This is a genomic window from Alkalibaculum sporogenes (genome assembly GCF_009362815.1).
Taxonomy (GTDB): Bacteria; Bacillota; Clostridia; order Eubacteriales; family Alkalibacteraceae; genus Alkalibaculum_A; species Alkalibaculum_A sporogenes.
This window is the reverse complement of record NZ_WHNX01000020.1, coordinates 1-14088: the sequence shown is the minus strand read 5'-3', so window position 1 is coordinate 14088 and position 14088 is coordinate 1. Positions and strand designations below refer to the sequence as shown.

General features: G+C 33.4%; 15 protein-coding genes and 1 pseudogene. 14 read left to right on the top strand and 2 right to left on the bottom strand.

Annotation, left to right across the window (positions count from 1 at the left end):
* Position 1 precedes the first annotated feature (1 nt).
* The 3 genes and pseudogenes from GC105_RS12070 (at position 2) to GC105_RS12060 (ending at position 2914) form a co-directional block, all read left to right on the top strand.
* Positions 2-793: an electron transfer flavoprotein subunit beta/FixA family protein gene (locus GC105_RS12070; RefSeq protein WP_152805124.1), complete on the top strand. Its 792-nt coding sequence runs from the start codon at positions 2-4 to the stop codon at positions 791-793.
* Between the two features lie 11 nt (positions 794-804).
* Positions 805-2004, top strand: coding sequence for an electron transfer flavoprotein subunit alpha (locus GC105_RS12065; RefSeq protein WP_152805121.1), 1200 nt, complete (start codon positions 805-807; stop codon positions 2002-2004).
* A 278-nt stretch (positions 2005-2282) separates the two neighbouring features.
* A pseudogene (locus tag GC105_RS12060) lies at positions 2283-2914 on the top strand (cobalamin B12-binding domain-containing protein).
* A 145-nt stretch (positions 2915-3059) separates the two neighbouring features.
* Here the strand turns inward: GC105_RS12060 and GC105_RS17285 are convergent.
* A complete protein-coding gene (locus GC105_RS17285; RefSeq protein ID WP_246169832.1) occupies positions 3060-3608 on the bottom strand; it encodes a tyrosine-type recombinase/integrase in 549 nt (182 codons plus the stop codon).
* An 85-nt stretch (positions 3609-3693) separates the two neighbouring features.
* Positions 3694-3948, bottom strand: coding sequence for a site-specific integrase (locus tag GC105_RS17280; RefSeq protein WP_246169831.1), 255 nt, complete (start codon positions 3946-3948; stop codon positions 3694-3696).
* Between the two features lie 419 nt (positions 3949-4367).
* Here GC105_RS17280 and GC105_RS12050 point away from each other — a divergent pair, with 419 nt between their 5' ends.
* From GC105_RS12050 to GC105_RS12000, 11 genes are all read left to right on the top strand, one after another.
* Positions 4368-4550 carry a hypothetical protein gene (locus GC105_RS12050; protein ID WP_152805119.1) on the top strand — a complete coding sequence of 61 codons (183 nt, stop codon included), beginning with the start codon at positions 4368-4370 and terminating at the stop codon, positions 4548-4550.
* 529 nt (positions 4551-5079) lie between these two features.
* A complete protein-coding gene (locus GC105_RS12045) occupies positions 5080-5922 on the top strand; it encodes a DeoR/GlpR family DNA-binding transcription regulator (protein WP_152805117.1) in 843 nt (280 codons plus the stop codon).
* A 333-nt stretch (positions 5923-6255) separates the two neighbouring features.
* Entirely contained in the window at positions 6256-6735 is a 480-nt protein-coding gene (locus GC105_RS12040) for a PTS sugar transporter subunit IIA (RefSeq protein WP_152805115.1), read from the top strand.
* Positions 6736-6752: 17 nt separating this feature from the next.
* On the top strand, positions 6753-7082 hold the full coding sequence (locus tag GC105_RS12035; RefSeq protein WP_281350122.1) for a PTS fructose transporter subunit IIB: 330 nt from the start codon (positions 6753-6755) through the stop codon (positions 7080-7082).
* Positions 7083-7193: 111 nt separating this feature from the next.
* Positions 7194-8231 (top strand): PTS fructose transporter subunit IIC, encoded by a 1038-nt coding sequence (locus GC105_RS12030; RefSeq protein WP_152805111.1) that lies wholly within the window; start codon positions 7194-7196, stop codon positions 8229-8231.
* 120 nt (positions 8232-8351) lie between these two features.
* Entirely contained in the window at positions 8352-9212 is an 861-nt protein-coding gene (locus tag GC105_RS12025) for a sugar phosphate isomerase/epimerase family protein (RefSeq protein ID WP_152805109.1), read from the top strand.
* Between the two features lie 13 nt (positions 9213-9225).
* The gene (locus GC105_RS12020; RefSeq protein WP_152805107.1) at positions 9226-10095 is read left to right on the top strand and encodes a class II fructose-bisphosphate aldolase; all 870 of its coding nucleotides are present in this window, start codon (positions 9226-9228) and stop codon (positions 10093-10095) included.
* A 34-nt stretch (positions 10096-10129) separates the two neighbouring features.
* On the top strand, positions 10130-11047 hold the full coding sequence (locus GC105_RS12015) for a cupin domain-containing protein (RefSeq protein ID WP_152805106.1): 918 nt from the start codon (positions 10130-10132) through the stop codon (positions 11045-11047).
* Positions 11048-11157: 110 nt separating this feature from the next.
* Complete coding sequence (locus GC105_RS12010) at positions 11158-12165, top strand: dihydroxyacetone kinase subunit DhaK (protein WP_152805104.1); 1008 nt, start codon at positions 11158-11160, stop codon at positions 12163-12165.
* 4 nt (positions 12166-12169) lie between these two features.
* Positions 12170-12817 (top strand): dihydroxyacetone kinase subunit DhaL, encoded by a 648-nt coding sequence (gene dhaL / locus GC105_RS12005; RefSeq protein ID WP_152805102.1) that lies wholly within the window; start codon positions 12170-12172, stop codon positions 12815-12817.
* Positions 12810-13466, top strand: coding sequence for an HAD family hydrolase (locus GC105_RS12000; protein ID WP_343030024.1), 657 nt, complete (start codon positions 12810-12812; stop codon positions 13464-13466). Before dhaL ends, GC105_RS12000 begins: the two co-directional genes overlap by 8 nt.
* Positions 13467-14088: the final 622 nt, after the last annotated feature.

Sequence of the window (14088 nt, the reverse complement as noted above, 5' to 3'; positions counted from 1 at the left end):
GATGAAAATAATTGTTTGTATTAAACAAGTGCCAGATACAAATGAAGTTAAGATTGATCCAAAAACTAATACACTCATTAGAGAAGGAGTACCAAGTATTATCAATCCTGACGACAAAGCTGCTATTGAAGAAGCATTAAAAATAAAAGATAAGCAGGGTGCAGAGGTTACAGTACTTACAATGGGACCTCCACAAGCGGAATATGCATTGAGAGAGGGTCTTGCAATGGGTGCCGATAAAGGAATATTATTGTCCTCAAGATCTTTTGCAGGTTCGGATACTTGGGCAACATCGCTTGCTTTATCAGGTGGGATTAAGAAAATAGGAAATTATGATCTTATATTTTGTGGCAGACAGGCTATTGATGGAGATACAGCGCAAGTAGGACCTGAAATTGCTGAGCATCTGGATTTACCTCAAATAACGTATGTCTCTAAAATAAGAAGCATAAATAAAGAAAAAGCAGTAGTTGAGAGAGCACTTGAGGATGGATATGAAGTTATTGAAGTAACCTTACCGGCTGTATTTACTATAATTAAAGAATCTAATAATCCTAGATATCCTAATATTGGAAGAATAATTGATGTTTTTGATAATATGAGTATTGATGTGTGGGATGAGATAATGATTAAATTGGAGTCTGAAAAATTGGGGTTAAAAGGGTCACCAACTCAGGTATTAAGAACTTTTACTCCACCTATTAAAGCACCTGGAAAAATGATTGAAGGAAATACAGATAAAGAGAAAGTACTCAATTTGTTGAATAACTTATATAATAATATAGTGAAATAGGAGGCAAAACAATGGCTGTAATAATTGAAAAAGATAAGTGTATTGGTTGTTCTATTTGTAGAAGTAATTGTTCTTTTGATTCAATAGAAATGGTAGAGTCAATTGCTGTTATAAATCATGGCACGTGTACTCAATGTGGCCTATGTATTGGTGATTGCCCTGTCCAAGCAATCTATAAAGAACAAGTAGAGAAACATGAAAACTGCGATAATCTAAGTCAATATTCTGGAGTAATGGTATTTGCTGAACAAAGACAGGGTGTCATACAGAATATATCTTTCGAGTTATTAGGAGAAGGACGATTACTCGCTGACAAACTCGGAGAAGAACTTTCAGCTATATTAATCGGAACTGATATTTTTGGAAAAGTTGAAGACCTATTTAAATATGGAGCTGATAAAGTTTATTTGGTGGAAGGCGTTGGTTTTGAAAATTATAGAACTGAACCTTATTGTTATGCAATGGAGAAGATAATAAACGAATATAAACCAGAAATAGTATTAATAGGTGCTACAAATATCGGACGTGATCTAGGTCCTAGAATTGCAGGTAGAGTGGTTACAGGTTTAACAGCAGATTGTATTGAACTTGGTATTGACGAGGATACAAAATTGCTTTTGCAAACAAGGCCTGCATTTGGTGGGAATATAATGGCTACCATTCTATGTCCAGAGCATCGACCACAAATGGCCACTATAAGGCCTGGTGTTTTCAAAAAAAATGATCCTGATAGTTCAAAAAAAGGAGTATTAGTTAGAGTCCATATGAGTATCTCAGATATAAATGTTAGAACAGAAGTTTTAGAAACTATAAAACAAGGAAAAATAATTGATATACAAGATGCAGAAATAATTGTATCGGGCGGTCGGGGTGTTGGATCTGCTGACAACTTTAATATAATAAAAAATGCTGCAAAAGAATTAGGTGGCATATTCGGAGCTTCAAGAGCAGCAGTTGATGCGGGATGGATCGATTCAAACTATCAGGTAGGACAAACAGGAAAGACAGTTGCACCAAAAATATACATTGCTTGCGGAATATCAGGAGCTATACAACACCAAGCTGGAATATCTAAATCTGATATAATCATTGCAATCAATAAAAATCCAAATGCAGCAATTTTTGATATAGCAGACTATGGAATTTGTGGTGATTTATTCAAAATCCTTCCTATTCTTGTGGAAGAACTCAATAAAGTTAAAAATACTTGATAATATTGTATAAGCCACAAGTACTTACTGAAACTGATGGGTAGCCCCTTAATATCAGATGACTCCAGAACAAAAAGTTAGTAGAGACTTATATGCACAGAAAATCTCAGTACAGAAGAAGGCATATTCCACTTGAAAAGTGCAACCTTTCCGGAAAATAGACCAGGTATTCTGATAAAATAGTGCATTTGTTCCAATGACAGTGTAATCAGTCTGAATATATGATTTATAAAATAAATTAAACATACGATAGTATGTAATAAGAAAGTGATGGTTTTATGTTAGATTTTAAATTGTTATCGCAAGCAGTTGGAGAATTAGATGAAGATAAGGTAATAGAGTTATTAAATGACTTTGTAGCCACTAATCCTTCAGAAGATGAGGGTCAAAAAGCAGTTGCAGCTTGTCAAGATGGAATGGTTGTAGTAGGAGATCTATTTGAAAAAGGTGAATATTTTGTAGGTGACTTGATATTTGCAGGAGAGTTATTAACAGATTCTATTTATATACTTAAGCCTGTTATTGGTAATGGTGCATCTTCAAAAGTGGGCACTATAGTACTTGGGTCAATCCATGGAGATTTACATGGTATTAGTAAGAATATATTTAAAAGCATGAGCGAAGCTGCAGGATTTGAAGTAATCGATTTAGGTATCAATCAACCAGTAAAACATTTGTTGAAAAAGTAAAAGAATTGAACCAAATATCGTAGGAATGAGGGGAGTATTAACGCTCGCTTTAGAATCAATGAAAGATAAAGTAGATTGATAAAAGAAGTAGAACTAAGAGACGATTTAAAAATTATCATCGGCGGTAATCCTGTAACAAAAGAAGTTTCCTAACATATTGAGCAGATGCTTTGACTACGAATGCAGCAGAGGGAGTAAAAATCTTTCAAGCGTGGGTTTAATTCAGAAGTATCTTATTAACAATTAGATAAGCCTGTATTTATTTTAAATCGATACAGACTTATTTATTTATGAATATATAACACATTTAATAATTTTATATTTGGATAAATTCATACTATATATATTAGTAATACGATAAATTATTTATATAAATAACGGAAGTTTTTTCACGTCTTGTTTCAATTTATCTACGTTGATATGAGTATAAATTTTTGTACTATTCAAATCAGAATGACCTAGTAACTTCTGAATGCTCATGATATCAACTCCGTTTTTAAGAAGTAGCGTCGCATAGCTATGTCGAAACTTGTGCAAGGTATATCCTTTTCCTTCAAGATGACAAAATTTCAAATACTTATGGAATAGTTGATTGATGGGGGTGATACTTAATCTATTTCCCTTTTCAGAAATTAGAACAGCCTGGTTGGTTAAGGGGAGGCGAGTTTGTAGAAGGGCCCAAAGATCAGATACAAGAGGCTCGCCAATAGGTATTCTTCGTTCCTTTTTACCTTTGCCAAATATAGTGACTATATTCTCTCCAAAATCAATATTATCCCAATTTAAAGATTGGAGTTCAGCTCTTCGAACCCCTGTCATTGCATAAAATTCAAGGATACATTTGTCCCTCAAAGCATGTTCTGCATTACTTTTCATAGGCGCTTCTATCAAGGCTTTAATCTCTTGTACGGACATGTAAATTGGAAGTCTTTCTTCAGATTTCGGTGCATGTAGTGCATAAGCGGGATTTTTGATGATATACTCTTGTGAGAAAAGGAAATTATAAAAGTGTTAATGAGTGTATTTTTCTTCGAATTGTTTCGTTTTTATAATGTTTTACTTTATTTAAGAATATGATATAGTGGCGTAATTGTTGTACGGTGATGGAACAAATATCAGGTTTTATACTCTTGTCCTTTAAAAATTTGTTAAAGATTGTGAAGTCAGTTTTATAACTTCTTAGGCTGTGGTGTGATACATTTTTCTCTGACTCAAGATAGAGTAAGAATTCTTCAAAATAGTTTTCAAATTTCATTCATCATTCCTCCTATAATTAGGTACATAAGTTAGGTTATATCCCATTTTTGCAGACCACAATTTCCATATGATGTTGAAACCCTTGTAGAATGCGGAATATAAATACTATATATAGTGGCATGATATCTCGGCTTATAGACTTACTCACATAAATCCGATTATCCCTAGAGGCGAACTTCGTTCGCCTCTTTTTCAGTATATATACATAATCGCCATAATACCATACCCACCACCACGACGACGCCGTAGGGGAGAACTGCGTTCTCCCGACTCCATTACATAGTTCTTACAAACTAGTTTATACAATCGCAGTTTATGATAAAATGGTCATATAGAAAAATGAAAATAGGAAACAAAGTGACAGAATTAGACTTACAAGCAGTAATGCAGGACTTGAAAGCATAAGTATCTTAAGAGATGCTTATATGTATCTCATTAAGATGTTTCAAGAATCACATTGTTGGTATCGCACTTCCTTATGAAAAAAATCATATAGAGTTCGTTGAAATGGTAGATTATGCGATTAATAGATTAGGAATCATTGTTTTTTGGGTAAAAGGTTATGAGGTTGAAATTCAGGCTTCAGATGTTCAAAAATGATACTTTTTGTAATGAAAACTGTGAAATACAATCATCGCCTAAAAGTACAAATTTAAATTACAATTTTAAAGAAGTAAGTGAATGTATGGAAATTTAATAACGAAAATTGTGTACATATTAAGACAATTCGGAAAAAAGAAGTCAGGTATAGGGTGTATAAAAAATATGTTACAATTTACATATGAGATAAATTATAGGTCATTTACTAAAAAACAACTATGAGCATACATTTTAATTCCATGTGTCTTGCCAGTAGTCGGATCGCCCGTAAGAATTACAATTTTTTACACTAAAGATTGGTGTTGTTTTTAATGTCAAGGTACCAATTTATGTAGATATTTATTTCGATATTCTATTAACTTCAATCAAGGTGAACACTTAAGTAGCAACAAAAGTATAAAAACAACGAAATAAATTAACAAACATCAGAATATTAAGGTATAATAATTAAGAAAGGTACTAAATCATTGATTAAACATGATTATCAGTAGTAAAAGTCTAAAAAAATACAACGAATTGGAGTAAAGAAATGAGCAAATCATATTATCCAGAAGAAAGGCTTAAATTAATATTTAAAAAAATATGTGATGTAGGTAAAATTAATGTAAATTATATATCTGAAGAATTTAATGTTAGCAAATCAACTGCACGCATGGATTTATCAGAATTAGCATCACGTGGATTAATTATACGTACCCATGGAGGGGCAATTCTATTAGATAATAATAATATTACGGAGAAAAAGAATAGTGATAAGGAAAGTGATGAAGAGCCAGTAACTAGTAATGTAGCAATTACCGAAAGAATAAAAAGAAATCAAAAAGAAAAAGACGCTATTGGAAAGCTAGCTGCATCTTTTATTAATGATGGAGATACAATTATGATTGATGGAGGCAGTACGACTCAATATGTTGCAAAGCATTTACAAAACAAACAGGGATTAACTATAATTACGAATTCATATCGTATGCTTGAGCAATTAGAGTCAATAAAAGATGCTACTGTATATTTAGCAGGAGGTTTAATCTATAGCCGAAATGGAATTTCCGTTGGAGAATTCGCAAATGATTTTGTGTCATATTTTAATCCGCAAAAAGTAATAATTGGAATAGATGGAATATCTATAAAAAGTGGTATTACTGTTGCAGATGCTAATATATCGACTGTTGCTACAATAAAACAAAAAATGTTAGAGGCAGGAACGGAAACCTTTATAGTTGCTGATCATTCTAAATTTGATAGAGTTTGTTTATTGCCTGTCGCTCCTTTGAGTAAGGTGGACTGTATAATAACAGATGATGGAACTCCAAAAGAGATTATTGAGCAAATAAGTTCTTTTGGACCTAAGGTTAAAGTAGCTATTTTAGAATAATAAAAAAATAGCAATTAATAGATTATATGGAGACAAAAGAGCAATAACTACATCTTATTGGAGTTATTGCTCTTTTGTTGTTTAATTATGTTGTTTAATATTGATTTGAGGGAAATAGTTGTTAATTAGCAGTAAAACGAAATATTTATTGACAGTTTGACAATAAAAGAGTATAGTTTAACTATCGAATTCAATCGATTGCATTCGAATTAATAATAATACCAAATATACTAAGAGGGAGGGAGGTAGAAGTATTACTAGCATTTATGATTATATTTAGAGTAGAGCAAAATTCTTATTATTTCATATTAGCATAGGGGGGTGATATTTTACATGAATCTTAGAATATCTGATGTAATGACACAAGATAGTGTTAATTTAGAATCTGAAAGTTTTAAAGATAAAGATGAGTTGTTTAGACATTTAGCTTCTCTCTTGTATAAATCAGGAAAAATTCAATCTCAAGAAATATTTGTTGAATCTCTTTATGAACGAGAAGAACTAGGATCAACCTATATGGGAAATTTCATAGCACTACCTCATGGAAAGAGTATGACTGTTAATAATCCTGGAATCGCATTTTGTCGTTGTATGGAAGGTTTTGCATATGAATCCCAGGGTGAAGTTGGTCAAGTAAAACTTATTTTTGTGCTAGCGATTCCCAAAGAGACAGATCCCAATGATTATTTAAAAGTTTTATCAATGTTGGCAAAACTTCTTATGCATGACGAATTTATTAATGAATTATATAGTTCATTAAGTTATGAAGATGTTATTCGTGCAGTTAAAACATATGAGTCTATAGTTGATTAATCGGAATTGAAAGGAAGATGAATATATTGAAAATTATTGCGATAACATCTTGCGCAACGGGAATTGCTCATTCTTACATGTCAGCGGAAGCACTTAAAAAAATAGCCCAAAAAAACGGAGATCAAATTAAAGTAGAAATCCAAGGAGCAATGGGTATTGAAAATTTCTTAACAGTTAAAGACATAGAAGATGCAGACTTGATTGTGTTTGCTAATGATGTAAGGATTTCAAAAGAAGAAAGATTTAATAGTGTCAATAGTAAGATCATACATATACCTCCGCATGAAGTCATAAAGCGTCCTGAAATCGTTTATGAAAAAGCTAAAGAAATACTAACAAACTTATAAAAATTTTATATATTTTAGGAATTACTCATATCTTTTTATATTTGGTAAAGTTCATCACCAACTAGGTTTTATAATAACAAATATTATTTAATTTAATAAGGGGGTTTCAAAATGGATAATTTAAAAATTTTTGGACGTGATATTAAACAAGCTTTATTGACTGGTGTATCTTATATGCTCGCATTCGTTGTTCCCGGTGGGATTCTGATTGCACTCGGATTTGCATTTGGTGGTATCTATGTTTATGAAGATACATCTTTTGCTGCTTCACTATTTAGTTGGGGTAAAATTGCTTTTTCATTAATGGTACCAATAATGGCTGGTTATATCGCATTTTCCCTTGCAGATCGACCCGGGATAGCGCCTGGAATAATTGCAGGTATGATTGCGGAAAGTCAAGGATCTGGTTTTATAGGTGGAATGATCGGTGGAATACTTGCAGGATATATCGTTTTATCGATTAAAAAAGTGAAAATCCCATCTGTTCTTCAATCATTAATGCCAGTATTAATTATTCCATTATTTGGAACTATATTTATTGGTGTAATTATGACTTATATTATAGGTGTTCCAGTGACCTGGTTAAATACAACGATGACGAGTGTGCTTACGAATCTAAGTGGGGGAAGTTTAATCATATTTGGATTAATACAAGGTGCAATGTTAGCCATTGATATGGGAGGACCTTTAAACAAAGCAGCATATTTTGTTGCAATAGGAATGGCGACAAGTGGAAATGATTGGGCACCTATGTCGGCAAATTTTATTGCTTCTATGAGTCCGCCAATGGGGATTGCAATAGCAATGTTAATATCAAAAAATAAATTCACTACTCTTGAAAGAAAAGGTGTCGGTAACTGCATAGTTGGAGGATTGGCAATGATTACTGAATTTGCTATACCATATGCTGTTTCAGATCCATTTAGAGTAATACCTTCTTTAATGGTGGGGTCTGCTATCGGAGCAGCTTTATCATATGCTGCAAATTTAACATTACAAGCACCTCATGGAGGCGTATTCGTAATCTTGTTGGCAAATAAACCTATAGTTTGGCTGGGAGTATTGGCAATAGCAAGTTTAATAACTGCAGGAATGCTTATATTATTAAAACCTAAAGTTGTAGAGAATGAAATTGAAATCGAGGCTTAGAAGTTAAAAATATCATTACGGTTTAGGAATATAGATTGAGGTATAGTTCAAACAAGACAAGAAAATAGATTGAATACTTTATATGAAACACGGTCAATAAGCGTAGAAAGGATGACGCATATGAAATTTGGAGTTGATACATTTATATGGACAGAAATATTTACTATTAAAGATCTATGGATAATTCAGAAGTCAAAAGAACTTGGGTTTGAAGCGATTGATTTTGCCGTTGCACACCCTGAAAACTTTCCTACAGACCAAGTAAAGGAAGCGTTAAAAGAGAGTGGTTTAGAGGTTGTGATCACAACAACTTTAGGGGAAAAATCTAATTTGTTAAGTGATGACCAAGAAATTCGTGGGAATGGTATTAGATCATTAAAAAAATTGGTAGATATCTGTTTGGAATTAGGCTCCAATATTCTTGGAGGCGTTAATTATGCAGGTTGGGGTTGTTTAAGTGGGAAGCCTCCTACACAAAAAGAGTGGGAAAATTCTGTGACATCTATGAGGGAGGTCGCAGCCTATGCATTACAGAAGCATCCAGATTTGAAAATTTGCGTGGAACCCGTAAACCGTTTTGAAACCCATTTTATTAATACAGCTGAAGTTGGTATAAATTACTGCATGGCTGTAGGAATAAAAAATATGGCAGTTCACTTAGACTGCTTCCATATGATTCGTGAAGAAACGTCCTTTAGAGAGGCAGTGCTTACCTGTGGTAAAGAATATTTAGGCTATATACACGTATGTGAAAATAATCGAGGAATACCTGGTACTGGATTGGTACCATGGATTGAATTTTTTCAAGCAGTAAAAGAGGTTGGCTATGAGGGTCCCCTTGTAATTGAATCGTTTGATCCAAGTTTTGAAGTATTAAATGCAAATTGTGCGATTTGGAGAAAGTTTGCTGATACAGGAGAAGAACTTGCTGTAAAAGGTTTAGCTAATTTAAAAAAAATTTCAGAAACTATAGAGGTTTAAAAGGAGAAGATAAATGCTAGTAAATATGAAAGACATACTAAAACATGCAGAAGAAAATCAATATGCTATCGGTTGTATTAATACTCCAAACGTAGAAACAATTCGTGCGGTGATAGGAGCTGCAGAGGAATTAAATGTTCCAATAATCATTGATCATGCACAGGTTCATAATAGCTTGATACCAATTGAAGACATAGGCCCTATCATGATAGAATATGCAAAAAAAGCAAAAGTACCAGTATGCGTTCATTTAGATCATGGCAGTGACTATAATTTTGTTATGAAAGCTATACGAGTTGGTTTCTCTTCTATAATGTATGATTGCAGTTCACTCCCTTTCGAAGAAAATGTAAAGAATTTAAAAGAATTTACCAAAATTGCTCATGATTTAGATATTACTGTTGAAGCAGAGTTAGGAGTTATGTCATCAAATGAAGAAGATTCACATGAAGGAATGATTCTGACAAGAGAAGATATTAAGAAGTCTTTTACACATCCTCAACAGGCAGCGCAATTTGCTAAAGAAACAGGAGTAGATGCTTTGGCGGTTTGTTTTGGCACTATGCATGGTATCTATGCAGAAGAACCGCTTTTAGATATTGACAGAGTTAAGGCTATACGTGCGGGGATGCCAAAGGATTGTCGAGTAGTTATGCATGGTGGGTCTGGTGTTGATACAAACCAAGTAAGAAAAGCTATTGACGCAGGATGTTCTAAAATAAACTATTACTCATATATGGCAAAAGCAACAACCAAGCATGTTGGTAAAAAAATTCAGGAGACAGATGGGAAGATACCTTATCATGAATTAGTAGAGGATGCATATCGTTTTATGAAAGAATATGCGAAAGATGTTTTAAATGTATTTAAAAACGGAAAATAAAATACTAAATTTATGAATGAAGGGGACAAATTAAATGGCAAAATTATCTGAAATCATAACGAAATTTCCTTTTAACCCAGAGGAAAAAAGACCCATGTTAATACGTAAGCAGGATTATTCTACAGCGTTATACCCACCAAACAATGCATTTACAAGTGATAATACATTTACAATTGTATCAACAGATACATTCATGCTTGGAATTTATGAATTAGGACCAGGAGGATCTTTTGATCCTCTTGATATTCATCCTGGTGACGAATCTTACTACATATTACAAGGACCAATTGTTCAAAGAAGTGGAAATGGACAATTTGCATATTTAGAAACTGGAGATGGTTTATATATGCCTGAAGAAGCTTGGCATAAAGCACATAACTTCTCTGATCAAAAGGTACGTGTATTATACTTCATTACACCTAAAGCATGGGGTGAAAATATTCCTCCTGCTGTGATTCCTACAGATGCTGATACAAAATTTTATAAAGGACCGAATAATGAAAATTTACCTGATATGCGCACTGTAATAAAAGATTTTGCAAGACAGGGTTGTACTGATGATATTGGAGCTTGGCCTGTAGATGGTAAAGAAGCAAGAAAGGCTCCACAGGCTGTATATGCTGTTCACGATTGTAACAAATTGAATAATGTACATGGAACAGAACATCCAATGTTAATGCGATTTATTACTAGTAACGATTATGGACATTATGGTGAATTCGTTTTACCAGCTGGTGGTTATGGACCACGTTGTTCTGAACCAGATACCCATAATGGGGATGGTGCAATCTATTGTATTGAGGGACCGATTACTATAAATTTAGTAGATATGGAAGAATCCTTTCAATTAGAGATAGAGGATAGTTTCTTTATCCCTGCTGGAATAAAGTATCAATTAGTTAATTTTAACAATTATCCAATAAAAGCTGTGTTTGCTATTACACAGTTATAACTGAATTTTAAAATACTGAAGTAGGTTGCCGCTTACAACGCCCTCACTTCTTTATTAAAAAGACAGTATGATGTGAAAAAAAGCTTATTATAGAGAAAGGTGTAATCTCTTTGCAAAGAATAATTAATGACCCTTCTTTAGTTGTAGAAGATATGTTAAAAGGATTTGTCATGGTACATAAGGATATCATACATGTGCATTTAAAAAACCCTAGAGTTATTATTTCTAATGCAGCAAAGAATCAAAAGAAAGTAGGAATTGTTACGGGCGGTGGGTCCGGACATAAGCCTGCGTTTATTGGATATGCAGGTAAGAATATGGTAGATGCAGTTGCTGTTGGAGAGATATTTTCCTCACCTACAGCTAATTCGTTTTATGATGCAATTGTTGAAGTTGAACAGGGCATGGGCGTCGCCTGCCTATACGGAAATTATGCAGGAGATAACATGAATGTTAAGATGGCTTCAATGATGGCAAAAGATGATAATATTACTGTTAAAACAGTAGTTGCTAATGATGATGTAGCTTCTGCAAAAAAAGAGGATAGTGAAAAACGTCGTGGTGTAGCCGGCGAAATTCTGATGTGGAAAGTTGGTGGCGCAAAAGCTGCTACAGGTGCAAGCTTAGACGAAGTAATTGATGCTGCACAGAAAGCAATTGATAATACAAGAAGTGTAGGGGTTGGACTAGGACCTTGTACTATACCTGCAAATGGTAAACCAAATTTCAGTATTAAAGAAGGAACCATGGAATTTGGAATTGGTCATCATGGAGAACCAGGTATACGGATTGATAAATTAGCATCTGCAAAAGAAATAGCAAAAGAGATGTATAATTTAATTATAAACGATCTCCCTTTTCAAAGTGAGGATGAAGTTGTAGTTTTAATATCTGGGCTAGGGGCAACACCTTTAATGGAGCAATATATATTATTTAATGAAATAGAAAATTTGCTGAACGCAGACAATATAAAAATATTTAAAGCCTATGTAGGAAACTATTTTACTTCATTAGAGATGAATGGTATAACATTGACAATAATGAAATTAGATGATGAACTCAAGGAATGCATTCGAATGGAAGTAGAATCAGTGGGATTAATTCAGATAGGAGAATAATACTATGGAGTATATTGTAAACGCGAGAAATTCTGACATTGTTCTTCAAATAATACAAGCAATACACGAAAAATCTCAATACTTAAGTGAAATAGATGGTGCTACTGGAGACGGTGACCATGGAGTCAATATGGATAAAGGGTTTTCACTGGCAAAAGAACGGATTGTAGGTAATGATTTATCTTTTAGTGATGCTATAAAAATATTAGGACGTACGCTTTTAATGGATATTGGCGGATCTATGGGACCTATCTATGGAACGATATTTAATGAAATTTGGAAATCATTAAAAGATGTAGAAAAAATTCAGGATACTAATGTTTTAACTGCTCTTAATAACGGTTTAATGGCTCTTATAGATTTAGCTGGAGCGAAACCTGGAGATAAAACGCTAATTGATACAATGGTACCAGCCATACAAACCTTTGCTAGTGCTATAGAATCAGGTAATTCGTTTTCAAAATCTTTAGATGAATTGTCACGTGGCGCAGAAGAAGGTAAAGCAAACACAAAAAACATGATGGCCAAAATAGGCCGTGCAGCGAGATTACAAGAACGATCTATTGGCTTTTTAGATGCAGGTGCCACTTCTTGCTGTATTATTTTACAAACCATGGCTTCTGCAATAAAAGGATGTATGCAAAGTGAGTAAGTATAAAGGTATAATTTTTGACTTAGATGGAACGTTACTGAATACCATTGATGACTTATCTGATAGTGTAAATGAGGTAATTTCGTCATATGGATACCCAAAACATTGCACTGATTCTTATAAAATGAAAATTGGGAGAGGTTTTAGAGATCTAATAGAAAATAGTTTTCCAAAGGGAACCCAAGAAAAAATTATCAATGATGGATTACAACTGTTTATGGAGATATATGGCACGAAATATATGAATAAAACTACACCTTATAGTGGCATCGATAGGCTACTAGATAATTTAAATAATAGAGATTTTAAAATAGGTGTAAATTCTAATAAAAGAACAGAGTATGCCAAACAATTGATTACTAAATTTTTTAAAAGAATTCCATTTGTCGAGATTTTTGGAGAACGTGAGAGTGTTCCTAAAAAGCCTGATCCAGCAGCTGCACTAGAAATTGCTGAACTTATGCAACTTTTACCACAAGAAATATTGTATGTTGGTGATTCTAAGACAGATATACTTACAGCTAAAAATGCAAGGATGGATAGTATTGGAGTACTTTGGGGGTTTACGTCTTATGAGAAACTGAGTAAGTACAATGCGACTTATATGGTGTCAAATTCAGAAGAAATATTAGCTATTGCTACAAATTAAAAGGAATGAATATGAGTTGTTTAAAGAGTGTTCAACTATATTTTGCTCACATTTCGCACCAACTGGCTGGCACGAAAAAATAGGTGAAGATACTCTTGCGGATATAATTTTTATCGAATAGTTTATGATTCTTATGAAATACTTATTGATGGTAATGTTTCTATGTGAAAACTTATGGATTAAAAGACAAGTAATAGTAGATAATTAACATATGTGTGTTGAGCTATCTCACTAAATGTGGGATGGCTCTTACATGAACAAAGATAACTCTAATAAATGCACATGGTTGCACATTACGAACATAATATCTAGTTACTATAATTGCTTATTTGAAGCTATCTTTTCTATATACTTATTATCATATTAATAATTACCACATAATAAAATAATATAATCATATGCTACGATTATATTATTTGCTAAACCATATATCTAATATAGAAGAGTCTTGTAGCGTATATTGGTGATGCTTAACGTGCACTATTAACACTCTCACCAATTAGAACTGGGAGAACACAGTTCTCCCCTAGTTTGCGAGGCATGATACCGAGCTGATGGTTTGAAAGAAAACCTGCCACCTAGCTAATGGGAAGGCAAGCTGTAAGCAAGGGCGTTTGTGGCG

Excerpts from the sequence above, each read along its gene's own strand:
- GC105_RS12015 (WP_152805106.1), top strand. The coding sequence starts at position 10,130 with ATGGCAAAATTATCTGAAATCATAACGAAATTTCCTTTTAACCCAGAG.
- GC105_RS12050 (WP_152805119.1), top strand. The coding sequence starts at position 4,368 with ATGCTTATATGTATCTCATTAAGATGTTTCAAGAATCACATTGTTGGT.
- GC105_RS12035 (WP_281350122.1), top strand. The coding sequence starts at position 6,753 with ATGAATATATTGAAAATTATTGCGATAACATCTTGCGCAACGGGAATT.
- GC105_RS12020 (WP_152805107.1), top strand. The coding sequence starts at position 9,226 with ATGCTAGTAAATATGAAAGACATACTAAAACATGCAGAAGAAAATCAA.
- GC105_RS12065 (WP_152805121.1), top strand. The coding sequence starts at position 805 with ATGGCTGTAATAATTGAAAAAGATAAGTGTATTGGTTGTTCTATTTGT.
- dhaL (WP_152805102.1), top strand. The coding sequence starts at position 12,170 with ATGGAGTATATTGTAAACGCGAGAAATTCTGACATTGTTCTTCAAATA.
- GC105_RS17285 (WP_246169832.1), bottom strand. The coding sequence starts at position 3,608 with ATGTCCGTACAAGAGATTAAAGCCTTGATAGAAGCGCCTATGAAAAGT.
- GC105_RS12030 (WP_152805111.1), top strand. The coding sequence starts at position 7,194 with ATGGATAATTTAAAAATTTTTGGACGTGATATTAAACAAGCTTTATTG.
- GC105_RS12040 (WP_152805115.1), top strand. The coding sequence starts at position 6,256 with ATGAATCTTAGAATATCTGATGTAATGACACAAGATAGTGTTAATTTA.
- GC105_RS17280 (WP_246169831.1), bottom strand. The coding sequence starts at position 3,948 with ATGAAATTTGAAAACTATTTTGAAGAATTCTTACTCTATCTTGAGTCA.
- GC105_RS12045 (WP_152805117.1), top strand. The coding sequence starts at position 5,080 with ATGAGCAAATCATATTATCCAGAAGAAAGGCTTAAATTAATATTTAAA.
- GC105_RS12025 (WP_152805109.1), top strand. The coding sequence starts at position 8,352 with ATGAAATTTGGAGTTGATACATTTATATGGACAGAAATATTTACTATT.
- GC105_RS12070 (WP_152805124.1), top strand. The coding sequence starts at position 2 with ATGAAAATAATTGTTTGTATTAAACAAGTGCCAGATACAAATGAAGTT.